The sequence below is a fragment of the Lentzea aerocolonigenes genome (assembly GCF_000974445.1).
In the GTDB taxonomy this organism is placed as follows: Bacteria; Actinomycetota; Actinomycetes; order Mycobacteriales; family Pseudonocardiaceae; genus Lentzea; species Lentzea aerocolonigenes.
This window is the reverse complement of record NZ_BBOJ01000039.1, coordinates 42,076-64,384: the sequence shown is the minus strand read 5'-3', so window position 1 is coordinate 64,384 and position 22,309 is coordinate 42,076. Positions and strand designations below refer to the sequence as shown.

The 22,309-nt window shown below is 69.8% G+C and carries 24 protein-coding genes; 14 read left to right on the top strand and 10 right to left on the bottom strand.

Features of this window, described 5'->3' with window-relative positions; all coding sequences use genetic code 11:
- The first annotated feature begins 12 nt into the window (after positions 1 to 12).
- Entirely contained in the window at positions 13 to 654 is a 642-nt protein-coding gene (locus tag AOM45_RS46885; protein ID WP_059363057.1) for a transposase, read from the top strand.
- A gap of 765 nt (positions 655 to 1,419) precedes the next feature.
- Here the strand turns inward: AOM45_RS46885 and AOM45_RS46880 are convergent.
- Both AOM45_RS46880 and AOM45_RS46875 read right to left on the bottom strand, forming a co-directional pair.
- The gene (locus AOM45_RS46880; RefSeq protein WP_030473448.1) at positions 1,420 to 2,439 is read right to left on the bottom strand and encodes an alpha/beta hydrolase; all 1,020 of its coding nucleotides are present in this window, start codon (positions 2,437 to 2,439) and stop codon (positions 1,420 to 1,422) included.
- A 63-nt stretch (positions 2,440 to 2,502) separates the two neighbouring features.
- Positions 2,503 to 2,991 (bottom strand): MarR family winged helix-turn-helix transcriptional regulator, encoded by a 489-nt coding sequence (locus AOM45_RS46875; RefSeq protein ID WP_035913792.1) that lies wholly within the window; start codon positions 2,989 to 2,991, stop codon positions 2,503 to 2,505.
- Between the two features lie 62 nt (positions 2,992 to 3,053).
- On the opposite strand from AOM45_RS46875, the gene AOM45_RS46870 reads away from it, so the two are divergent.
- Entirely contained in the window at positions 3,054 to 4,253 is a 1,200-nt protein-coding gene (locus tag AOM45_RS46870) for an amidohydrolase family protein (RefSeq protein WP_030473446.1), read from the top strand.
- On the opposite strand, the gene AOM45_RS46865 is transcribed toward AOM45_RS46870, so the two are convergent.
- A complete protein-coding gene (locus AOM45_RS46865; protein WP_162185771.1) occupies positions 4,222 to 5,976 on the bottom strand; it encodes an AfsR/SARP family transcriptional regulator in 1,755 nt (584 codons plus the stop codon). The two genes, AOM45_RS46870 and AOM45_RS46865, sit on opposite strands and share 32 nt — an antisense overlap.
- 149 nt (positions 5,977 to 6,125) lie before the next feature.
- On the opposite strand from AOM45_RS46865, the gene AOM45_RS52080 reads away from it, so the two are divergent.
- The 5 genes from AOM45_RS52080 to AOM45_RS46840 all read left to right on the top strand — a co-directional run bounded on the left by AOM45_RS52080 (position 6,126) and on the right by AOM45_RS46840 (position 9,689).
- The gene (locus AOM45_RS52080; protein WP_030473444.1) at positions 6,126 to 6,332 is read left to right on the top strand and encodes a hypothetical protein; all 207 of its coding nucleotides are present in this window, start codon (positions 6,126 to 6,128) and stop codon (positions 6,330 to 6,332) included.
- 70 nt (positions 6,333 to 6,402) lie between these two features.
- Positions 6,403 to 6,909, top strand: a complete 507-nt coding sequence (locus AOM45_RS46855) for a thioredoxin domain-containing protein (protein WP_059363055.1) — start codon at positions 6,403 to 6,405, stop codon at positions 6,907 to 6,909.
- Positions 6,906 to 8,738, top strand: coding sequence for an ABC transporter ATP-binding protein (locus AOM45_RS46850; RefSeq protein WP_030473442.1), 1,833 nt, complete (start codon positions 6,906 to 6,908; stop codon positions 8,736 to 8,738). The genes AOM45_RS46855 and AOM45_RS46850 overlap by 4 nt, the downstream gene beginning before the upstream one ends.
- The gene (locus AOM45_RS46845; RefSeq protein ID WP_081902773.1) at positions 8,735 to 9,154 is read left to right on the top strand and encodes a S26 family signal peptidase; all 420 of its coding nucleotides are present in this window, start codon (positions 8,735 to 8,737) and stop codon (positions 9,152 to 9,154) included. Before AOM45_RS46850 ends, AOM45_RS46845 begins: the two co-directional genes overlap by 4 nt.
- A 16-nt stretch (positions 9,155 to 9,170) precedes the next feature.
- Complete coding sequence (locus AOM45_RS46840) at positions 9,171 to 9,689, top strand: MauE/DoxX family redox-associated membrane protein (protein WP_156094432.1); 519 nt, start codon at positions 9,171 to 9,173, stop codon at positions 9,687 to 9,689.
- Between the two features lie 6 nt (positions 9,690 to 9,695).
- Here the strand turns inward: AOM45_RS46840 and AOM45_RS46835 are convergent, their stop codons facing one another.
- Entirely contained in the window at positions 9,696 to 11,003 is a 1,308-nt protein-coding gene (locus tag AOM45_RS46835; RefSeq protein ID WP_030473439.1) for a cytochrome P450, read from the bottom strand.
- A gap of 61 nt (positions 11,004 to 11,064) precedes the next feature.
- On the opposite strand from AOM45_RS46835, the gene AOM45_RS46830 reads away from it, so the two are divergent.
- Positions 11,065 to 12,201: a HEAT repeat domain-containing protein gene (locus AOM45_RS46830; protein WP_030473438.1), complete on the top strand. Its 1,137-nt coding sequence runs from the start codon at positions 11,065 to 11,067 to the stop codon at positions 12,199 to 12,201.
- On the opposite strand, the gene AOM45_RS46825 is transcribed toward AOM45_RS46830, so the two are convergent.
- Positions 12,198 to 12,938: a DeoR/GlpR family DNA-binding transcription regulator gene (locus tag AOM45_RS46825; protein ID WP_030473437.1), complete on the bottom strand. Its 741-nt coding sequence runs from the start codon at positions 12,936 to 12,938 to the stop codon at positions 12,198 to 12,200. The two genes, AOM45_RS46830 and AOM45_RS46825, sit on opposite strands and share 4 nt — an antisense overlap.
- Positions 12,939 to 12,987: 49 nt before the next feature.
- Here AOM45_RS46825 and AOM45_RS46820 point away from each other — a divergent pair, with 49 nt between their 5' ends.
- Positions 12,988 to 13,347 (top strand): hypothetical protein, encoded by a 360-nt coding sequence (locus AOM45_RS46820; RefSeq protein WP_030473436.1) that lies wholly within the window; start codon positions 12,988 to 12,990, stop codon positions 13,345 to 13,347.
- Here AOM45_RS46820 and AOM45_RS46815 read toward each other — a convergent pair.
- Positions 13,335 to 13,937, bottom strand: a complete 603-nt coding sequence (locus tag AOM45_RS46815) for a phosphoribosylanthranilate isomerase (protein ID WP_030473435.1) — start codon at positions 13,935 to 13,937, stop codon at positions 13,335 to 13,337. The two genes, AOM45_RS46820 and AOM45_RS46815, sit on opposite strands and share 13 nt — an antisense overlap.
- A gap of 64 nt (positions 13,938 to 14,001) precedes the next feature.
- Here AOM45_RS46815 and AOM45_RS46810 point away from each other — a divergent pair, with 64 nt between their 5' ends.
- Positions 14,002 to 15,726 (top strand): L-aspartate oxidase, encoded by a 1,725-nt coding sequence (locus AOM45_RS46810; RefSeq protein WP_030473434.1) that lies wholly within the window; start codon positions 14,002 to 14,004, stop codon positions 15,724 to 15,726.
- Positions 15,727 to 15,759: 33 nt separating this feature from the next.
- Here AOM45_RS46810 and AOM45_RS46805 read toward each other — a convergent pair whose 3' ends face one another.
- Complete coding sequence (locus tag AOM45_RS46805; protein ID WP_030473433.1) at positions 15,760 to 16,140, bottom strand: cupin domain-containing protein; 381 nt, start codon at positions 16,138 to 16,140, stop codon at positions 15,760 to 15,762.
- A gap of 37 nt (positions 16,141 to 16,177) precedes the next feature.
- Between AOM45_RS46805 and AOM45_RS46800 the strand changes: the two genes are divergently transcribed.
- Positions 16,178 to 17,017, top strand: coding sequence for a hypothetical protein (locus tag AOM45_RS46800; protein ID WP_236704089.1), 840 nt, complete (start codon positions 16,178 to 16,180; stop codon positions 17,015 to 17,017).
- A 12-nt stretch (positions 17,018 to 17,029) separates the two neighbouring features.
- On the opposite strand, the gene AOM45_RS46795 is transcribed toward AOM45_RS46800, so the two are convergent.
- A complete protein-coding gene (locus AOM45_RS46795; RefSeq protein ID WP_030473431.1) occupies positions 17,030 to 17,620 on the bottom strand; it encodes a DUF4360 domain-containing protein in 591 nt (196 codons plus the stop codon).
- Between the two features lie 87 nt (positions 17,621 to 17,707).
- On the bottom strand, positions 17,708 to 18,499 hold the full coding sequence (locus AOM45_RS46790; protein WP_201780199.1) for a class II glutamine amidotransferase: 792 nt from the start codon (positions 18,497 to 18,499) through the stop codon (positions 17,708 to 17,710).
- Between the two features lie 131 nt (positions 18,500 to 18,630).
- On the opposite strand from AOM45_RS46790, the gene AOM45_RS46785 reads away from it, so the two are divergent.
- Positions 18,631 to 19,014 (top strand): hypothetical protein, encoded by a 384-nt coding sequence (locus AOM45_RS46785; RefSeq protein ID WP_156094431.1) that lies wholly within the window; start codon positions 18,631 to 18,633, stop codon positions 19,012 to 19,014.
- Positions 19,015 to 19,232: 218 nt separating this feature from the next.
- The gene (gene bla, locus AOM45_RS46780; RefSeq protein ID WP_030473428.1) at positions 19,233 to 20,111 is read left to right on the top strand and encodes a class A beta-lactamase; all 879 of its coding nucleotides are present in this window, start codon (positions 19,233 to 19,235) and stop codon (positions 20,109 to 20,111) included.
- Here bla and AOM45_RS46775 read toward each other — a convergent pair.
- Positions 20,108 to 20,494, bottom strand: coding sequence for a GyrI-like domain-containing protein (locus AOM45_RS46775; protein WP_051784725.1), 387 nt, complete (start codon positions 20,492 to 20,494; stop codon positions 20,108 to 20,110). The two genes, bla and AOM45_RS46775, sit on opposite strands and share 4 nt — an antisense overlap.
- A gap of 117 nt (positions 20,495 to 20,611) precedes the next feature.
- Between AOM45_RS46775 and AOM45_RS46770 the strand changes: the two genes are divergently transcribed.
- Positions 20,612 to 22,309, top strand: a complete 1,698-nt coding sequence (locus AOM45_RS46770) for a cellulase family glycosylhydrolase (protein ID WP_030473426.1) — start codon at positions 20,612 to 20,614, stop codon at positions 22,307 to 22,309.

Below are 22,309 nucleotides of genomic sequence, written 5' to 3'. Positions count from 1 at the left end.
ATTGAGCCGGACATGGTGGTGCTGGCCGACCGCGGGTTCTTCAGCTACGAGTTGTGGTGCCAGGCGCGGCAGACCGAGGCTGAGCTGGTCTGGCGTATATCCGATAACGTCGATGTGCCGGTGCTGGAATGGCTGCCGGATGGGTCCTATCGAGCCGAGCTGCTGCCCAAGAACATGAAGTCCGACCTCAAGCGAGGCAGGCGGCGCAGTGTCCCCGACGAGGCGCGGATTGCCGTGCGAGTGGTCGAGTACATGGTCACCAACCGGGGTGGCAAAGCCGAGACGATCAGGCTGATCACCTCGATCATGGACCACGAGCTCGCCCCGGCGGCGGAGCTGGCGGCGTTGTATCGGCAGCGCTGGGAGTTCGAGCTCACGCTGGACGAGGTCGAGACCCATCAGATGCCGCACCATCGGCTGCTGCGGTCGAAGACACCGGAGCTGGTGCGGCAGGAGATCTGGGCGCTGCTGCTGACCCACTACGCGGTCCGTGACCTGATGCTCGAGGCCGCCGAGGACATGGATGCCGATGACGGCCTGGACGTCGACGAGTTGTCGTTCGTCCGCAGTCTCAACGCCGTGCGCCGCCAGGTCACCAACCAGGCGGGTTTTTCCCCCTCACCGGTTGAAGAAAGCGACAGCCGAGACGATTGAGGAGATTCGGCACCGTCGCAGTCGTGGACGCCGGCACCGCTCCTATCCCCGCGTGGTTAAACGAGTCCGGTCAGGAGACAAGGTGATCAAGCGGGCCACCCACACGGGAACTCGCCACAATATGCCGCCCGAGCTGCACATATTCGGCAGGGTCGCTTAACTTAGCGGCATTGGGCTCGACCCACAGCAAAAGCCGAGACGCAACCCGATCAACATCGCCTGACCGCCGCCAGCCAGGCCCGGCGATGCTGCCTAGCCACGGCGAGAAAACGGATCAGATGACGAATGGGCTACGACTTTCTCCTCGCCGCGTGGCCCATTCGTCGCGCGTCGAAAATCCGCAATGGCGAAGCCGAGCCGAACCTCCGACTACAACGCAGGCAATGGCGAAGCCGAGCACCCTCAACAACCGCGATGGCGAAGCCGAGCCGGACAGGGCAATGCGAACGCAGGAAACCGGTAATAAAGTGAGCCGAACAACAAACGCAACCACGCACGCTTGCGATTGGGGCTTGACTTTGGGTGCGAGGTGCTATGCTGGTTGGATCGGCCGGGCTCCTTATGCCCGGCTTTTTAAGGCCGATGTGCGCCTCGCAAGGGCCCCGAAGTCAAGCCCCAATCGCAATCGTCGCGAAGCGGCGATGAAATGACCCGGCTCGTCATACGACCCACGCAACCACCAACACAAGGCGACCAGGCCAACAAAAGGCGACCACCCCGCTGGAACCCGCGCCGAACCACCCCAAGCCGACCCGCACCCCAACATCACCGCATGAACAGCCCAACGAAATGGTTCATGTCGGCCTGCACGCAAGCCTCCTCAGCATGCTTCCCACTACACCCCACAGCCCACCCACTCCCATCGCCGTAGTCGGAGAAGTGAAAAGGAATCCCAGCAGCACGAAGGTGCGCAGCGGTCACCAGCGCAGTCTCCCGAGCCCGGTTCTCCAGCACCGCCTGGATCGGGTTAACGGCCAAGTCGCCCCCGTTGCCGGAGTACAGCGCCACCCCCATCCCCCGCAACGACGCCGCGTGCTGGGCAGGGCTCTGAGCGTTCCAAACCCCGTCGAACGGCCACACCGGCGGTCCGAAGATCGCGTCCGCGCCGGCAACAGGGGAGCCGGAGCCTGGGTTCACCGAGCTGGCCACCACGGCGGCGCGGACCTCGGAGTTCTGCAGGTCGAGGGCCCCGGAGAAGCTGCCGGCGTAGCGGAACAGATCGGGGCGGTGCTCGGCGTAGTGGAACGCGCCGAAGCCTCCCATCGAGTGTCCGACGATTGCCCGGCCGGACCGCGATGCGATCGTGCTGAGGTTGGCATCGACGAACGGGATCACCTGCTCCAGGTGGAAGGTCTCCCAGTTCTGCGGGCCCAAGGCGCCGGGGTTGACCCAGTTCGAGTACCAGCCGCGGCCGCTTCCGTTGGGCTGCACGGTGATCAGCGGGACGTCGCGGGTCGCGTTCTCCACGACCCTCTGGTTCCACGCCGCGTCCGGGCGGTCGGGGTGGCCGTGCAGGTAGTACTGCACCGGGTAGCGGGTCGCGGGGTCGTATCCCGCGGGCAGCGTCACGACGATTGCGTGCCTGCCCGGTTCCTGGCCCGGCAGCAGGGTCGGGGTCGGCACCTGGTCGGTGGAGACGTTGAAGACGAACGTGCGGTGGTTGTCGTCCACCCAACGAGGCTGGCTCGTCACGACGAGGCCGAACCCGTCGGTGAACACGGGAGGTGCGGGGGCGGGGGCGGACAACGCGGTGGTGGCGATCACCGCGGCCAGGAAACGGATCATGGCTCGATCATGGGGTCCGCCGAGCAGGCAGGACAGGCCAGCGACCGGCCATCTGTGGCCTGATCAGCCTGGAAGGTGCGAAAACAGCTCGCGGAGCGCGGTCGTGGCGCGGTCGAGCACGTCCGCGGGGATCGCGGACAAAGCCTCGTCGTGGGCCTTGCTGTTCGCGATCACGACCTCCTCTGCCAGCGTCCGGCCGTCCGGTGTGAGGCGCACGAAGGTGCTGCGGCCGTCGGACTGGTCCGGTTCGCGCTCGACCAGGCCGCGGCTCACCAGGCGGTTCACCACGTTGCTCGTGCCGCCGGTCGACAGGAGCAGTGATCGGCTCAGCTCGTTGGCCTTGAGGCGGTAGGGCTTTCCGCTGCGGCGCAACGTGGCCAGCACGTCGAAGTCGGCGCCGGTCAGGTCGAACCGCGTCACGGTGGCGCGGGTGACCTCGCCCAGCAGGCCCGAGATGACCATCACGCGCTTGCTGAGCTCCGAGCTCGCGACGAGGGCCTCTGGGAGCTCCGCCCGCCACCTGCCCAGCAGTTCTTCCACGCGATCCGTCACAGGTCAGAGCCTATTGCACATCGTGATAGCTTTTAGGAAAGCTTTCGACTGAGGGGAATCTGATGGACTTCGTGCTGCGCAACGCCGTCGTGATCGACACGGACCCGGTCGTGGCGAAACCCGGCACCGACGTGCTCGTGCACAACGGCCGCATCGCCGCAACAGGCGAGAAACTGGAAGCCGAGACCGTGATCGACTGCACCGACCGGATCGTGCTGCCGGGGTTCGTCGACACCCATCGGCACCTGTGGCAGGTGCTGGTGCGGTCGTTCTGCGCCGACATGTCGCTGGGCGAGTACCTGGAGAAGATGCTGCGCCCGGTCCAGGCGGTGCTCACGCCGGAGCAACTGGCGGTCGGGACGCTGGCGGGTGCGCTGGAGTGCCTCGCGTCCGGCGTCACGACGGTGCAGGACTTCTCGTTCGCACCGACGTTCGCGCACGCCGAGGCCGCAGTGCAGGCCCTCAGAGAGTCAGGCGTCCGCGCAGTGTTCGGTTACGGCCAGCCGGTGTTCGGCCCTGCCTGCGACCCCGGCGATGTCGAGCGTGGCGCCGAACTGGGCGGCGGGCTGGTCGACATCGCACTGGCACCGCTCGGACCGTCCTTTTCGGACGTCACGGCCGTCGAGCACGACTGGCGGCTGGCCGAATCGCTCGGCCTGCGCGTGGTCACGCACGTCGCCGGTCACGGGAACCCGATCTCGTTGCTGCACGACCGCGGCCTGCTCCACGAGAACACGACGTTCGTGCACGGCAACGGTCTTCCCGACGACGAGCTGAAGCTGATCGCCGACGCCGGCGCGAGCGTGTCGATCGCACCGGCGGTGGAGGCGAGCATGGGCCACGGCACGCCTATGGTCCGCCGCACCCGTGCGTTCGGCGTGCCGACCGGTCTCGGCGTCGACTCGGTGACGGGCGTGGCGGGGGACATGTTCTCGCTGATGCGCGCCACCCTGCTGTCCGCGCACCTGAGCGAGGGTGTGCACGTCACACCCGCCGATGTGCTGCGGATGGCGACCGTCGAGGGCGCCGCTGCCCTCGGCCTGGCCGACCGCGTCGGGTCGCTCACCCCGGGCAAGCACGCGGACCTGGTGGTGCTGCGTGCCTCCGACCTCAACCTGCTCGGCGCCCGCGACCCGATCGCCGCGGTCGTCACGGCGGCCCACCCCGGCAACGTCGAGCGGGTGTTCGTGGGCGGAGTCGAGGTCGCACACCAGGACGTGTCGAGTGCTGTCAGGGATGCTGCCGAAGGCTTGACGCGGTAGTGCGGCACCGCGGCGGACCCAGTTCGGCGGCGAAGAGCCGCATCAGGCCGGGCAGGCGGTAGGTGTCGCCGTCGCCCCACTCGGCGAGGCCCAGGTCGACGAGCTGGTCCAGCGCGGCCTCGGTCTCCAGCAGGCCCGTGCCCAGCGCGAGGGCGGCGGTGGCGGCGTCGCACGTGTCGCTGCGTCCGAGGAACCGGAACGCGGTCGCGGCCAGCGGGTCGGTGACGGCACCGAACGCGGTGGCGCAGGCGGCGCGGACCGACTCGCCGCCGAAGCTCAGCTCGGACAACCTGCGCCGGTCGGACGCCAGGCGGTCCGCGAGCCACGACGCGGAGCGTCCGGGGCGGTGGGCGAGGATCGCTCCCGCGATGTGCAGCGCCAGCGGAATTCCGTGGCAGTACCGCGCGATCCTGGTCGCGGCGGCGGGTTCGGACGCGGCGCCCGGTGCGAGCCGCGTCAGCAGCTCCAGCCCGTCCACATCGGACAGAGGTCCGACCCGGACGTGCTGAGCGCCGTCCAGCAGCAACGGCGACCGGCTGGTGATCAGCACCGCGCACGGGCCGGTCGCGGGCAGCAGGTCGCGCAACGGTGCCGGATCGGTCGCGCCGTCGAGCACCACGAGCACCGCCCGGTCGGCGAGCCTGGACCGCAGCAGCGTGGCCGTCTCGTCCACCGCGTGCGGCACGTCGGCAGCGCCCAGGTGCCGCAGCAACCGGTGTGCGACACGGGTTTCGTGACGGAGGTCGATGTAGAGCTGGCCGTCGGGGAACACCGGAGCGGCCCGGTGCGCGACCTCCAGCGCCAGCGCGCTCTTGCCGGCACCGCACGGCCCGTGCACCACGGCGACCGCGGGTTCGTTGCGGGCCAGCATCGCCTGCAACCGCGCCACCTCGGCGTCGCGGCCGGTGAACGACCGGCAGCGCGCCGGGAGCTCCCTGGGCGCGTGCAGGGAAGTGCGCGCGGTGACGACCGCCGTCAGCCCCGGATCGCGGTCGAGCACGGACTGGTGGAGCTTCACCAGATCCGGCGAGGGTTCGAGGCCGAGCCGGTCCGCGATCACCCTGCGGTAGTCGGCGTAGACGGACAGCGCTCCCGCCAGGTCGCCCGACCGGTACAGCGCGGTCATCAGGTGGGCTCGCGGGCGTTCCCGCAACGGGTGTTCGGCGGCGAACTCGCGCAGCGGTGTGATCACCTCGCGGTGCTCGCCCAGCCCCAACCGCGCGTCGAGGTGGTCCTCGACGACCGTGAGCCGCAGCTCCTCGACCTGGGCGATCGACGCGGCGAGGGCGTCGCAGTCGGCCAGGTCCTCGAGCACAGCGCCCCGGCACGCCGAGAGCGCCTCGCCGAGGTGCCGCACGGCTGTGGCGTGATCACCGCAGGCCAGCGCCGTCCTGCCCGCGTCGGCGCGTTCGGTGAACAGGTGCAGGTCCAGCTCTCCTGGCTGGAGCACGAGTTCGTACCCGGCCTGCCTGCCGGCGAGGCGTCGTGCGCCGTCCGGCAGCACCTGGCGCAGGCGGTTGGCGTAGGTGCGCAGGTTCGCGACCGCGGACATGGGTGGCTCGTCTCCCCACAGCACGCGGACCAGCCTGCGGATCGGCACGGTCCGGCCGGGGTTGAGCAGCAGTGCGGCGAGCAGGAGGCGTTGCTTGAGCGAGCCGAGCGCCACGCTCGTGCCGCAGGCTCGCACCTCGATCCTCCCCAGGACCCTGAACTCGACTGACACACCGGCGATCTTGGCTGTGGCCGCTGACACACCGCCGACACGGCCTACACGCGCCCGTGTATCCGCGCTGGGCGTGGCTGTGTACCCGCTTTTCCTACGTTTGCGCCACCGACGCCACCCGGCGCCGAGGAAGTGAGGGAGCGCGACACATGCGCAAGACGTTGGAGACGCTGAGCGACAAGCTGCTCGGCATGTTCGTGGCCAAGGCCGACGTGGGCGCGGGCTGCCCGCCGGACCCGTTCTACAAGCACTGCTACTGCCGTGAGCGCAGTGACTTCCGGCGGTACTGCTCCACCAACATGGGCTGCGTGACCACCTGCGGCGAGTGCCGGGTCTTCCGGACCTGCGGCCCGTGACCAGACGCCGTGAGCGGCGTGTCCCGCCGCTCACGGCTCTCCCGTTCCCCACTAGCTTCGGAGCCTTCCCATGTCAGTGCTGACCGCCGCGGTCGTGGTCGTCGGAATCCTGTGCGTGCTGGACCTGTTGCTGAGCTTCGGCATCATCCGGCGGTTGCGTGAGCAGAACGAGACGCTGCGCAACCTTCGCGAGAGGCAGTCGGCGGCCCAGCCGCCCATCATGTTCCCCGCGGGCACCCGCATCGAACTGTCCGATGTGGACGTCAACGGTGCGCTGGTCGGCTTCTTCTCCCCGAACTGCGAGGCCTGCAAGGAACGCCTGCCCGAGTTCATCGAGTACGCGACCGGCCACCACGGCAAGGTGATCGCCGTCGCCGCGGGAGACGCCGACGAGATCGCCGACCTGGTCGTGCGGCTCGGTGAGGTGGCCGAGGTCGTCGTCGAGGAGATGGGCGGTCCACTGCACACCGCGTTCGGCACGGAGGGTTACCCGGCGATGTGCGTGGTCGACGACGACTCGACCGTCGTCGGGAGCGGCTGGGAGATGTCCGCGCTTCCTGCTCGCGCGACCCGGTGACCACCGATCTCGGCGCCCGCAGGGTGCTGTCGCTCCTCGTCAGCGCGTTCGGGCTGACCAGGACGGCGGCACCCGCGGGCACCCCTGCGTACGTGGTGCTCAACCTGCTCGGCGGCGTTGCGCCGCTCGCGGCGGCGTGGTGCACCAAGATCCTGCTGGACGGCCTGGCCGCGGGCACGGCCTGGGCGGCGCTGGTGCCGTGGGCGGTCGCACTGGCGGCAACGGGCCTGGTCAGCGGCCTGCTCCCGGTGGCGTCGCAGTACCTGCGGGAACGCCTCGACCGCTCCGTCGCGGTGCTGACCATGGACCGCCTGTACCGGGCGATGGACCGGCTCACCGGGCTGGCGCGCATGGAGGACCCGCGGTTCCGCGACAAGCTCCAGCTCGCGCAGCAGACCGGCCGCAACGGTCCCGGCAGGCTCGTCGACAACGGACTGGGCGCGGTGCAGGCGACCATCACCACGGGCGGGTTCCTCGCCACGTTGCTGGTGCTCAACGCCGGCATGGCGGTGATCGTGCTGCTCGCGGCCGTCCCCGCGCTGTTCGCGCACCTCCGCCTCAGCAGGGCCAGGGCCGAGGTCATGTGGTCGATCACCCCGGCCGAGCGGCGGGAGGCCTTCTACGCCGAGCTGCTGTCGAGCCTGGACGCGGCGAAGGAACTGCGCCTGCTCGGGCTCGGCGACCTCTTCCGGCGCCGGATGCTCGTCGAGCTCACCGCGGCGCACGCCGTGGTGGAGGGCCAGGACCGGCGTGACGCGCGGGTGCAGGGCCTGCTCGCCGGGCTGACCGCGCTGGTGTCGGCGGCCGGCCTCGTCTGGTCGGTGTGGCTCGCGGCCGAGGGATCGCTGTCGATCGGTGACGTGGCGATGTTCGTGGCCGCGGTCGCCGGGGTGCAGAGCGCGTCGCAGAGCCTCGTGCACAGCCTCGCCTCCGCGCACCACTCGGTGCTGTTGTTCCACCACTACCGGGAGATCGAGGAGCAACAGCCGGACCTGCCGGTCGCCGTCGCTCCCGCGGAGGTTCCGGCGTTGCGGTCCGGCATCGAGCTGCGCGACGTCTGGTTCCGCTACGCCGACGACCAGCCGTGGGTGCTGCGCGGCGTGAACCTGACGATCCCGCACGGCACCTCGCTCGCCCTGGTCGGGCTGAACGGCGCCGGGAAGTCGACGATCGTCAAGCTGCTGTGCCGGTTCTACGACCCGTGCCGCGGCGCGATCCTGTGGGACGGCGCCGATCTGCGTTCGCTCCCTGTCGAGGACCTGCGCGCCCACATCGGCGCGGTGTTCCAGGACTACATGCGGTACGACCTCAGTGCGGCCGAGAACATCGGCCTGGGCGATGTGTCCTCAATGGACGATCGGGAACGGGTCGTCGCGGCGGCGCACCGGGCGGGAGCGCACGACGTGGTGACCGCGTTGCCGCGCGGCTACGACACGTTGCTGTCGCGCCTGTACTTCGACGAGGCGGACCGCGAGGACCCGGAGACCGGGGTGCTGCTGTCCGGCGGCCAGTGGCAACGGCTCGCCCTGGCGCGGGCGTTCCTGCGCGACCGCAGGGACCTGATGATCCTGGACGAGCCGAGCTCCGGGCTGGACGCCCAGGCGGAGCACGAGGTGCACAGCAGTCTTCGGCGGCACCGCGAGGGGGCGACGAGCGTGCTGATCTCGCACCGCCTCGGGACGGTCCGGGACGCGGACGTGATCGCCGTGCTCGCCGGCGGCCAGGTCTCCGAGCGGGGAACGCACGAAGAGTTGATGGCCGGCGGCGGGGAGTACGCGAGGCTCTTCCGCCTGCAGGCTTCAGGTTATGACGAGGTGGTGACCGGGTGATCTGGGTAGTGGTCGTGCTCGCGTTGGCCCTGGTGGCCTGGTTGCTCGTGCTGCGCAGCCGTTTGCTGGTGGTGACGGTGCACGGCGTCAGCATGGAACCGACCTACCACTCCGGCGACCGGCTGCTGGTGCGGAAGGCGAAACTCCGCCGCGTCCGTGCCGGCCAGGTCGTCGTGGTGCAGATCGACGGCGCCGCGCCGAGCGACCCGACGGGCGGTCGCCTGGTGAAACGCGCGGTGGCGGTGCCCGGTGATCCCGTGCCGCCGCAGATTCCGGTGCCCGGCCCGCGCGTGCCGGTCGACAGCCTGCTCGTGCTCGGTGACAACCCTCAGCGCAGCAACGACTCCCGGCGGCTGGGCTACCTCCGCGCGGACGCGCTCATCGGCATCGTGGTCCGCCCGATCGGTCAGAGGTGACGTGGTGGTGTTGAGCGTGGCGTCTACAGTCCTTTGTGGACTCGTTCTGGTGGTGTCCGCCGTCAGCAAGGTGCGCAGCCGCACCGACTACGCGGAGTTCGTCGCGTCGGTGCCGGCCTTCGGCATCCCGGCGCGCTGGACGCGCCTGTTCGCCGTGGCGACCGTGGTGGCGGAGTTCGTGATCGCCGTGCTGCTGCTCGCGTCCGCGATCGTCGGTACGTGGTCCGCCGTCGCTGGTCTGGTGCTGGCGACGGGCCTGTTCGGTGTGCTGACCGCGGCGGTGTGGCGCGCGGTGGCACAACGGTCCGGCGCGGTGTGCCGGTGCTTCGGCCGGACCAGCACCAAGCTCACGCACCGCCACGTCGTGCGCAACGCCGCGTTGCTGGGCATCGCCGTGCTCGGGCTCGGCTCGTTCTTCGTGAACGCCGAGGTCACCACGGCCGCCCTGGCGCTCGCGGTGGTCGTCGGCGCGATCGGCGCGGTGCTGGTGGTGCGGTTCGACGACCTCGCCGACCTCGTCGCGGGCCCGGCCTAGCCGCCGTCACGAGAGCACGGCGGGCAGGTGCTCGAAGCCGCGCAGGATGCGGGTGGGACGGCGTCGCGCACCTGGCACCAGACGCAGGCCGGGAAAGCGGTCGAAGATCGTGCGCAGACCGATCTCGCCCTCCATCCGTGCGAGCTGCGCGCCGAGGCAGTAGTGGCGGCCGGCGCCGAACGACACGTGGTCTCGGGCGTTCGGGCGGGTCACGTCGAACGTGCCGGGGTCGGAGAACACGGACGGGTCGCGGTTGGCGCCCGCGAGCACGGTCGTGACGATCTGGCCGCGCCGCACGGGAATGCCCGCGACCGTGGTGTCCTGCGCGCACATGCGGCCGGTCAGCAGGACCGGCGGGTCGAACCGGAGCACCTCGTCGACGGCGTTGGCCCACAGTTCCGGCTTCGAGCGCAGCAGTTCCAGCTGCTCGGGGTGCCTGGTCAGCAACGCGATGCCGTTGCCCAGCAGGTTGACCGTGGTCTCGAAACCCGCCGCCAGCACCAAGCCCGCGGTGGCCTTGAGCTCGCGTTCGGTGAGGCCGACGCCGTCCTCGCGGGCGGTGATCAGGCGGCTGAACAGGTTGTCGCCGGGGTTGGCGCGCAGGGCGTCGAGGTGGCGGGTGAGCCAGGCGTCGAACGTCGTCAGGCCGGCTTCGACGTCGCGGAAGACGCGCCACGACAGGCCCAGGTCGAGGCTCGGGGCGGCGGCTCCGCCCAGGGCCAGTACGGTGGCGCGTTCCTCCGGTGGCACGCCGAGGATCTCGCTGATCACCGTGACCGGCAGGAGGCCGCAGTAGGCCTCGATCAGGTCGACCGGGTTCGCCGGATCGAGGTCGTCGAGCAGCTCGTCGGTGATCTGCTGGGTGCGCCCGCGCAGCTGCTCGACCGCGCGGGCGGTGAAGACCCGCGTGACGAGCTTGCGGTAGCGGGTGTGCGACGGCGGTTCGACGGCCAGCAGCGACGGTGGCTGGACCGGGTGCATCACGTTCGTGGCGGACCACGCGGCCAGCTTGCCGAGCACGCCGGCGCCGAACCGCGGGCGGGCGGTGATGAACGCGTCGTCGCCCAGCACGGCCTTGACGACCTCGTGTCGGGTGGTGGTGTGGCCGACCTTCGTGGCGGCTAGCGGGCCGCGGGCGCGGATCTCGTCGAACAGGCCGGTCAGGTCGGCGCCCGTGGAGGCCTCGACGGTGATGCGACCCTGGAGGTCGCCGCGGCGCGCGGCGAGGCGCAGCACCGCCCGTGGCAGCGCGTGGCCGATTCCCCAGCGCACCGCCGGTTTGACGTGCTCCTCTGCCAGGCTTGACGTACTCATCAGTTTGGCAGACTGCCGAACTGCGGGGCGGCGAGTCAAGGCACGCGTATCCTGCCGCGCCATGGAGATCCGGGCGCTGCTCGACCGCATGGACCTCGACGACTTCAGACGCGAGGTCGAGGACTTCGTGCGGGAGCAGGGCGTAACGGCCTTTGACGAAGTGGTGGAGCTGATCGCGACCTCAGAGGACGGTCAGGTCGTGCGGCAGGCGTGCCGGGCGTTCTCCTTGCTGCGGGCCGGTGACGAGGTCTACCTCGCGGCGCTGCGGCACCCGCACCACGCCGTGCGCAGGGAAGCCGCGAGCATGTTCCGGGGCGAGCACGCGTTGAAGCACGCCAGGGAACTCCTGCCGCTGCTGGCGGACGAGGACCACCACGCGCAACGGGAAGCGTTGTGGGCGTTCGGGACCATGGGACCGGACGTCCTGCCGTTGCTGCACGAGACGCGGAGAACGGCCAAGGGCGCCGTGCGCAGGGCCGCGCTGGCGGGCATCGTCGAGGTCGCCGGGTCGGACGCGGTGTCGCCGCAGGACCGGAAGATGATCGAACGGTTCATCGGCGTCAAGATCGAAGACGAGCAGTACGGCACCGAGGAGATGCACCTCTGCGGCGGCTGGTACGCGATCAGGACCGACAACCAGAAGGCCGTGCTCGGCGTCTGCGGACTCCACGATCCGGTACCTGTCACCAAGGTTCTCGGCGCGTCCGCCTGGAACAACGACCAGCACGTGTTCGCGAAGGACGACGAGCACGTCCAGTGCGCCAGGGTCTACGTGACGGGCGCGTGGGACGGCTGGACGCTCGTGTTCGGTGAGCCGTTCGCGCACGGAACCCGCAGCGTCACGGAGATCTGCGCGGTGCTGAGCGCGGTGTTCGGCGAGGCGCACTACTACGGCATGAGCTGCGGCGACGGCTGGACGGCGTGGTGCATCGCGGAGGACGGCGAGATCGTCCGCTACTACGACGCGTTCAAGGCGGAGGAGCAGATCGGCGAGCTCGACGTGGAGGACGGCAGGGGCCTGCCGCACGACTGGAGCGACGAGAACGACGACCTGGAGGACATCTGGGCGACCGAGGTCGCGGAGGAGCTGTCGGTCGACCCCACGTACTTCGAGGGCGACGTGGAGGGGCACGGCGTGCTCGCGTTGACGCAGTGCGGCCGGACCTACGGCTCTCCCAAGGGTCTCCTGCAGATCTAGGCGGGGATGACCGGCGCCTCCAACGCCCGCACGATCGCGTTGTCCGCGTCCGTGATCACGCCGGCGACCTCGGCGAACGGCAGCACCGAGAACCTCGACGCCGTGCCGATCTTCTCCGAGCTGGCCAGGACGTAGGTGTCGGCGGCCTGATGCGCGAGCGCGCGTTTCATCGCGGCCTCGTCCGCGTCGCCGGTCGTGAGGCCTGCTTCGGGGTGCACGCCCGTGACGCCGAGAAAGAAGAGGTCCGCGTGCACGCCCCGTGCGGCCTCCACGGCGGCGGCACCACACGCGACCATCGAGTGCTTGAAGAGTCGTCCACCGATCACATAGACCTCTACGTCCCGATGCTCTTCCAACGCGCTCGCGATCGTCGGACTGTGCGTGACGACCGTTGCGTGCAGATCGAGCGGTAGCGCGCGCACGAGCGCGAGGGTGGTCGTCCCGCCGTCGAGGATCACCGTGCTGCCGGGCTCGATCAACGCCGCTGCTGCTCGTGCGACCCGTTGCTTGCCATCGACCTGCACGCCCTGACGCGTGGCGTAGTCGGCGATGGCGGGGGAAACGGGCAGTGCGCCGCCGTACACGCGTTGGCACAGTCCCGCCGCCGCGAGATCGCGCAGGTCACGACGGATCGTGTCCTCAGAGATGCCGACTTCGGCAGCGAGGTCCTTGGCGACGATCCGGCCGTCGGTGCGCAGGCGTTCGAGCAGCAGGTCACGGCGTTGGGCAGCCAGCATGCACGTTTCTCCTTGTTTTTGCCGAGTCTTGCACATTATGGTCGATCGCATGCTGATTCTCATCGCGGGCCCCTACCGCTCCGGCACCGGGGACGACCCCGCACTGATGGCGCGCAACCTCGAACGGCTGGAGGAGGCGGCGTGGCCGATCTTCCGCAGCGGTCACGTGCCGATGATCGGCGAATGGGTCGCGCTGCCGGTGCTGCGCGGCGCCGGCGGCAGCTCTCCGGCGGATCCCATCGCCTCGGAGATCATGTATCCGACCGCGGAACGCCTGCTCAGGCACTGCGACGCGGTGCTGCGGCTGCCCGGCGAGTCGACCGGCGCGGACGAGGACGTGCGGATCGCCCGTGAACGCGGCCTGCCGGTCTACGAGCGGGTGGAGGACATCCCGGGTTACGCCGCCTGACGTGCGGCGGCGACGAACTCGCGCATCCGGCCGTGGTCCTTCACGCCGCGGCTCGACTCGATGCCGCTGGACACGTCGACGCCCCACGGCCGGGCCGCGCTGATCGCCCCGGCGACCGTCTCGGGCGACAGTCCGCCCGCGAGCACCCACTTGCCCGACGGGCGGTTCTCGTCGAGCCGCGTGATGTCCCACTGCTCGCCCGACCCGGCGACGGGGGAGTCGATCAGCAGCAGCTCCTCGCCGAACGCGCCGGTCCGCACGTCCGTGTCCGGCCCGAGCGCGGTGGCACGGACGAGCTGGAACGGCAGGTCCGCGAGCTCGTCGAACGCGTCCTTCGGGTAGTCGCCGTGCAGCTGCAACGCGCGCACGCCCGTCTTCAGCGCCATCTCACCGGCTTCGGCGGCTGTGATGCCGCGCACCACGGCGACGGTGAGCACGTCCGCCGGCACGTCCGCGACGAGCCTCCCAGCCAGGTCGAGATCGATCTGGCGGGGGCTGGCGGTCAGCACGAAACCGACGGCGTCAGCACCGGTTTCGACGGCGACGGCGACATCGGACTCGGTGCGCAGACCACAGAGCTTCACGAACACGCCACTGATCCTAGTGTTGCCGGGCCAACAGTCACATCCCGCGGCGCTGCGTGGTCCTACAGGTATGACGGAACACCAGACAGCCACCTCGGTACTCGTGATCGGCACCGGCGGTGCCGGGCTGCGCGCCGCCGTCGAACTCGCCGAACGCGGGGTCGACGTGCTGGTCGTCGGCAAGCGCCCCAAGTCCGACGCGCACACCGCCCTCGCCGCCGGTGGGATCAACGCCGCGCTCGCGACGATGGACCCCGCCGACACGTGGCAGCAGCACGCCGCCGACACCATCAAGGAGAGCTACCTCCTCGCGAACCCGGACGTCGTGCGGATCGTCGCCGAGCAGGCGCCGCGCGGCATCGCCGACCTCGAACGCTGGGGCATGCCGTTCGCCCGCGAGACCGACGGCCGCATCTCGCAACGGTTCTTCGGCGCGCACACCTACCGCCGCACGTCGTTCGCCGGCGACTACACGGGTCTGGAGATCCAGCGCACGCTCGTCAACCGGGCCGCGCAGCTGAACATCCCGATCCACGACTCGTGCTACATCACGCGGATCCTGGTGCGGGACAACGTGGTCTTCGGCGCGTACGGGTTCGACCTCGACACCGGTACCCGGCACGTCTTCCACGCGGACGCGGTGATCCTCGCCGCAGGAGGCCACACCCGGATCTGGCGCCGCACGTCGAGCCGCCGCGACGAGAACACCGGCGACTCGTTCCGGCTGGCCGTGCTCGCGGGCGGCCGGATCCGCGACCCCGAGCTGGTGCAGTTCCACCCGTCCGGCCTGCTCGAACCGGAGAACGCGGCCGGAACCCTGGTGTCGGAGGCGGCACGCGGGGAGGGCGGCGTCCTCACCAACGCGCTGGGGGAGCGGTTCATGACGCGTTACGACCCGCAGCGGATGGAACTGTCCACACGCGACAGAGTGGCGCTGGCCGCGTACACCGAGATCAAGGAGGGCCGCGGCACTCCGAACGGCGGTGTGTGGCTGGACGTGTCGCACCTGCCGCGCGAACAGATCATGCGCCGCTTGCCCAGGGTCTACCAGACGTTGCTCGAACTGCAGATGAAGGACATCACCCGCGAGCCGATGGAGATCGCGCCGACCGCGCACTACTCGATGGGCGGCGTGTGGGTGTCGCCCGCCGACCACTCCACGGGCGTGGAAGGTCTGTACGCCATCGGTGAGGCGTCCAGCGGCCTGCACGGGGCGAACCGGCTCGGCGGCAACTCGCTGATCGAGCTGCTGGTGTACGGCCGGATCGTCGGCGAGGCGGCGGCGGAGTACTCGGCTTCCCTGACCGCGCAACGACGTTCGCAGGCAGCGCTCGCCGAGGCGCGGTCCGAGGTCGACGGGCTGCTGGGCGCCGACGGCCCGGAGAACGTCCGTGCCCTGCAACGATCCCTGCGCAACACGATGACCGAGCACGCGGGCGTCGTCCGCGACGAGGCGAGCCTGCGCAAGGGCCTCGCCGAGCTCGACGAGCTGGAGGCCCGCATCCGCGACGTCGGCGTGCACCCGGACCTCGCCGGCCACCACGACCTCGCGCACGCGTTCGACCTGCTGGCGTCGGCGATGTCCGCCCGCGCGACCCTGGAGTGCGCGCTCGAACGTCGCGAAACGCGCGGCTGTCACAACCGGTCGGACTACCCGGATCTGGATCCCGCGCAGCAGGTGAACCTCGTCTGGGCGGGGCCGGGGCAGGTCGAGCGGGAGGAGATTCCGCCGGTGCCGCAGGAGATCGCGTCGCTGATGAGGGAGGTCGACACGGCGGGCAAGCTGGTCGAGTGATCGGTGAGGGGCGGGGTTCCCGCCCCTCACCCGTCACGCCCGCAGGTGCTTGCGCGCCTCCAGTTCTTCCTGGCTCACCACGGTGAGCACCGGCAGCCCCGGCTCGCAGATCATCGTCGCGACGAGTGCGGACTCCTCGTCGTCGAGGTGGTTCGCGCCCTTGTAGTGGATCACGTCTCCACCGGGCTCGAAGAACGCCTCACCGGCCCGGATCACGCGTTCCGGCGAGCCTTCGAGCTCGAACGTGATGGCGCCCTTCAGCACGTAGGCGTAGATCGGGCCGGGGTGGCGGTGCGGCGGCGCGCCGGGGCTGCCCGGCGGCAGGGTGACCAGGATCGTGCGCGCCACCAGGCCGGACGGGACCGGTGCGACGCCCGGTGACTCGGCGAGGATCTCGACTTTCAGTTCGCTCATGCCAAAAGGACCACGCAGCGAGCCGTTCTGTGACAACGTGAATTCCCCACCGAGAGGAAACCCGTTGTTCGACGAGGACTGGCCCGAGTCCGTGGCAGGGTGGGAGCTCGCCCGCCACGGCCACCACGAGAACTACCGCAAGCGCTTGTCCAACGGCGTCACGGTGTTCGCGAGATGGGACGGCGAGGAGCGCACCGGCGTGGTCGAGGCTCGCGTCGACCCCACCGGTATCGGGCGCACGCTCACCAGCAGCCGCACGGAGTTCCGCGGCAAGGGCGACTTCTTCACCGCGGCGCGGCTCGTCGTGGACATGGCCGCCAACCTGCCGTCGATGCGCATGGGCCGGGAAAGCACCGCGGACTCCCACGTGTTCGGCGAGGTGGCCGGCAACGTCGACGCGGTCCCAGGTTCGGGCGACGTGCCGGAGATCGAGCTGACCTTCACGCTGACCGAGGGCCACACGGTCGAGCTGGTCATGACCGAGGAGCAGACGGACGACCTGATCTCGCGCATCTACTCGATCAGCAAGCACGTCTGGTCGGAGTACTACGTGGAAGACGAGGACGACGAAGAGGACGAGGAAGACGAACAAGACGTTGTGGAACAGGAGGTTCCGGACGTCAGCGAGGTCGACGCGGGCCCGGACACCGGGCACGAGCTGATGGTCGTGCTGGAGGAGCGGTTCGGCGTCACCCAGGACTTCCTGATGGCCCACGTCGACTGGTCGGCGGTGATCGTCGTCGGCGAGCCGGCGGTCAGCACCCTGCTCGACCGTGCCGAGGAACTGGCCTACGCCGTCGCGCCGGGGTGGTTCCCCGGCGCGGTGGAACGGCCCGGCGAGATCTGGGTGGTGCTGCACCGGGCGTTCCGCGGCTGACCAGGCCGGGGCTCAGCAGCGCCGCACCCGCACGGTTCCGCGGCTGGACTCCACGATCACGAAGTTGAGCCTGTCCGGGTCCGCCGAGCCGAGCGTGACGCGCACCTCGCCGTTGATGTTGATGTTGCGGGGCGAGCCGCACGGCGCCCACTGGATCTCCGAGGCGCTCGGGCGGTACTGGGTCTCCCAGCTGTCGCTGAACGGCCCGGTGAACGTCTGGCTGACCACCGCGGTGGGCGAGGTGCCCTGCAGGTAGGTGCTGATCCGGCTCACGCCGGTCGCGCCCGGCTGCAGGTGTGCGTAGCCCTCGTAGGTGGTGCGGGCCAGACCGTAGGTGTAGCCCTGCGGCACGTTGACGCGGAGGTTGATCTGGCAGTTCTTCCGCATGTCCACGGGTGACGATCCACCACCCGCCCGTGCCAGGAACGTGTGGTAGCCGATGGTGAAGGTTCTGCCGTCGGTGCGGACGTCGGCGTCACCGGCCGGGCAACCGGTGCCGTTGACGGTCACGACCTCGAGCGCGGGGGCGGGCTCTTCCGGCTCTTCTTCTGCCGGGGCGAGGACGGATAGTGCGATGAGTGCTGCCGCTGCCGTAGTCAGCATGAGGAACCTCTCCGAGGGGTCCGTGGCGGTGGCAGCACCAGACGGTAGTGACGAAACCCCGGCCTTACCTGACGGTTGCCTGACGATTCACGGCTTGAACGCCAGCAGTTCCTCCTCGACCCCGGGCCGCACGATCACGCACGTCGACTCCGGCACCTCCTGCCACGCCCCGACCAGGTCACCCAGCGGTTCGGACACCACGAGCCGCGAGTCGTCGGCGAGGTCGTGCAGCGCCGGGTTGTCCGGGTACTGACGGCGCAACGTCGACACGTCGGTGCTGTGGAAGAGCGTCCGCGACTTGCCGCGGCTCGAGTAGCGGAACGCCCAGGTGGTCGAGCCGTCCGTGACCGCGACGGTCATCTGGACCGGGTACTCGACGCCCGCGCGCCTGCCGACGTCCTCGACGAACCCGACCATGCGTGCGACGGCGGCGGGCGGGTCCTGCTCCAGGCCGAAGCTGATCGCGAGGTAGAACATGATCTCGGAGTCCGTCGAGCCCTCGATCAGCGGGAACAGCTCGGGGTCGACCGCCAGCATCAGCTCGCGCCGCACCCGCGAGAACTTCGCGATGAGCCCGTTGTGCATCCACAGCCAGCTGCCGTGCCGGAACGGGTGGCAGTTCGACCGCTGCACCGCGCCGCCGGTCGACGCCCGCACGTGCGCGAACACCCGGTCGGCGGTGATCTGGGCGGACAGTTCCCGCAGGTTGCGGTCGTTCCACGCGGGCTCCGTGCTCAGGAACAGCCCGGGCGTGCTCGCACTGCCGTACCAGCCGATGCCGAACCCGTCACCGTTGACCGCAGTGGCGCCCAGCCGCGCGTGCTTGGACTGCATGACGAGCGAGTTCTCCGGCGCGTAGAGCAGTTCCTCCAACAGCACCGGCGAACCGGAATAAGCTAGCCACCGGCACATGACGGACCTCTCTTCCACCCAGCGCTACATGGGAACACGTACCGCACGTGAAATGCGAGGTTTGCGGCGGCGCGCCCTCCTCGGGCAGCATGCTGGGTGTGACCGTCCCTCCCGGCTTACGTCCCCCGCCCTACGAGCGCGGGAACTTCGAGACCATCGAAGTGCGGACACCGGCCGCCCCGGTCGCGCCCCCCGAGACCGCCGAACCGCGTGAGGAACGCCAGGACCTCGCCGTCATCGGCCCGCTCGCGGCCCTCGTGCTCGCCCTGACGGTCAGCTCACTGGTCCTCGACCACCCCGCGGCCCGCACCGCCGCCGCCGGGCTCGCCACGGTCGGGTTGATCGTGGCCGTGGTCCTCATGCTCATGGCCAAGAAGCAGCAGAAGCCGAAGCCCGGCCGGCACGTGGCGCGGCACGCCATCGACCCCGAGGCCACCGAGCGGGTTCCCCAGAACTGGAACACGGCCGACCGGCGCCGCTGACCGGCAGGCCGGTTGATCTTCGAGGAGCGCGCTGGGCCGAACGGCGGCACACTCCCACGCGTGAGCCTATGACGGGCCGCGCCGGTTCGTTCGCGTCGGCCGGGTGGTTGCTCGCCGCGCTCACGTTCCTCGCGTGCTGGCGCAGGATTCATTGACAACCAGTTGATCTCCCGCGCGTCCTGTCCTGTGGAGAGGTTTCCTCAGAGGGGAGCAGGACGTTGAGTGTTAACCGACGTGCGGTGCTGGCACTGGGCGCCGGAGCAGCGCTGGCCGTGGCCGTGCCCGCACAGGCACAGGCTTCGCCGGTCACCGGCAAGCTGCGCGAACTCGAACGGCAGCACAACGCACGCCTGGGCGTGTTCGCCACGGACACCGGCACCGGTCGCACGGTGCTGCACCGGGCGGACGAGCTCTTCCCGATGGTCTCCACCTTCAAGACCCTCGTGGCCGCGGCGATCCTGCGCCGTGACCAGGACGGTTCGTTGCTGAACAAGGTGATCCACTACACCGAGGACGACTGCATCAAGTCCGGCTACGCCAAGATCACCGAAAAGAAGGAGAACCTCGCCAACGGCATGACCGTCTCGGCCCTGTGCGACGCGACCATCACCTTCAGCGACAACTGCGCGGCCAACCTGCTGATGCGCGAGCTCGGCGGGCCCACCGCCGTCACCCGGTTCTGCCGCTCGATCGGCGACCCCGTGACGCGCCTGGACCGCTGGGAACCGGACCTGAACTCGGCTGAGCCCGGTCGCGTCACCGACACGACCTCGCCGCGCGCCATCGGTCAGAGCTACGCGCGCCTGACGCTGGGCCACGCCCTCAACCGTGCCGACGCCGACCAGCTCACGAAGTGGTTGCTGGCCAACACGACCGGCGACCACCGCATCCGCGCCGGGCTGCCCGCGGACTGGCGCTGGGGCGACAAGACGGGCACCGGCAAGTACGGCACCACCAACGACGCCGGCATCGCGTTCCCGCCAGGACGTTCGCCGATCGTGGTGGCCGTGCTGTCGACGAAGCCCTCGGACAAGGACGCGCCGGCCGACGAACCGCTGCTGGTCGAGGCCGCCCGGATCGTGGCGGGCGCGCTCTAGACCGGCACCCACAGCTCGATCACGGTGTGCCGCCGGTAGAACTCGACGAGCGGCCGGGAGGAGTCCCAGGGCCCCAAGGCCTTGAGCCCCTCCATGGCTGATCCGACCCGCTCGTACAGCTCCGGCGGCTCACCCTCCAGCACCGTGCGCCGGTACCGGCCGCCGGGCAGCACGCCAACGGTCAGGTCGAACGAGTCCGCGGGCTTGCGCGGCGTGCAGACCGTGTAGGTGCCGGCGGTCTCGTCGACGCGGGCGAACATCTTGCGACCGCGAAGGCCCACCAGGTTCTCGAACCAGTCCCACGCCTCGCTCATCGCGGTGAGCTCGTCGGCGACGGTGTGCTCCAGCACCTCGACGTCGTCACGGGTGATCAGATCCACCATGCCTCCCCAGGAAAATCGTCGAACAGCGTCGAACGCGCTCAGTCGACCCTAGCCCGGCAGGAATTCACCGGCTAGCGTGCAACGCGAATCTCATTCACGTTCCCGAAGGCGGCGGCGATGCGGCGAGCGGTGCTCCTGACAGTCCTGTTCCTGTTCGCGTGGGTGATCACCCCCGTGCGCGCGGAGTCGTTCGACGGCTCCGAGCTGCGCGTGTCGGGCGGGGTGTTCCGCGACGAGTACGGCCGCGAGGTCGTGTTGCGCGGCTTCAACGTCTCCGGCACGGCGAAGCTCGCCGAGTACCGCGGCCTGCCGTTCGCGTCCACGGCCGACGCGCGCAAGTCGGCGCTGGCGATGAAGCAGCTGACCGGCGCCAACGCGGTGCGGTTCCTGCTCACCTGGGCCTGGATCGAACCGCAGCGCGGCCAGATCGACCACGCCTACCTCGCCAAGGTGACCGAGCAGCTGCGCACGTTCACCGACCAGGGAATCCGCGTGTACCTGGACTTCCACCAGGACCTGTACTCCCGCTACCTGTTCAACTCCGGCAGCTGGTACACCGGCGACGGCGCGCCCGCGTGGGCCGCGAGCGGGTATCCCAAGGAGTCGTGCGGTCTCTGCTTCCACTGGGGGCAGAACATGAAGAGCAACAACGCCGTCACGGCCGCCACCTACGACTTCTGGCACAACCGCAACGGAGTGCAGGACTCGTTCCTGAACGCGGCGGGCGAGGCGCTCAAGCACGTCAGGGAAGCGTTGCCCGCCAACGAGTTCAAGCTCGTCGTCGGCGTCGACCCGCTGAACGAGCCCTACGCGGGCAAGTACGACAGCGGCCAGAACTCCCAGCAGTGGGAGCGCGATCTCCTGATGCCGTTCTACCAGCGCTTCCGGGCGAAGATGGACCAGGCGGGCTGGACCTCGAAGCCCGCGTTCGTCGAGCCGCTCGTGTTCTGGAACCAGAACGTCGACTTCTTCGCCGAACCCGGCGGCCTCACGCTCGTGCCGGCGCTGGGGGAGCGGTTCGTCTTCAACGCCCACTTCTACGACGGCAAGGCCCAGTCCGGCCTGCTGATGCCCGGCAAGGCGGGTGACGGGCAGTACACGCAGGCGTTCGGCACGATCCGCGAACGCGCGAAGACGCTCGGCACCGCCGCGATCGTCTCCGAGTTCGGGCACCCGGTCTCGGGCAACACCTCCGACAAGCTCTCGTCGGTGCTCAAGGCGATCTACCAGGGCCTCGACTCGACTTCGCCGGGTGCGCGCTGGTGGTCGGCGCCGCGCGGGACCGTGGTCTCGGGCAGCCAGTGGCACTGGGACACCAACTACGGCCGTCACCGCGAGCTCATGAACGACAACCCGGACAAGGTCAAGACCGAGGGCGATGCCATGAACGACGAGCACTTCTCGGCGGTGAAGCTCGACGCGGCCGGCAACCCCGTGCTCACCGTCGAACGCGCCCTCGTCGACCGCGTCTACCCGCAGGCCGTCGCGGGCACCACGCTCGCGTTCACCTACGAGGACCGCGCCTACCAGACGTGGCAGCAGATCCCGCTGCCGAACGTCCGCGCACTCGTCGGCTCGGCACCGTTCGCCGTGCTCGTGTGGGACTCCAACGGCGGCGCCGCGCCGACCGAGGTGCACCTGCCGGAGTCGTTGCGCTCGCCGCTCGTGGTGAGCTCGGCGTCGTCGACCGTGCAGGGCGACAAGCTGCTGCTGCGCGGCGGTTCCGGACGTCAGTTCGCGCTGGTCACGGCTTCGTCGGGTGGGAACGTGGCGGCGGCGGAGGCCGAACTGCGGAACTGGTACGTAAGCTGGTGA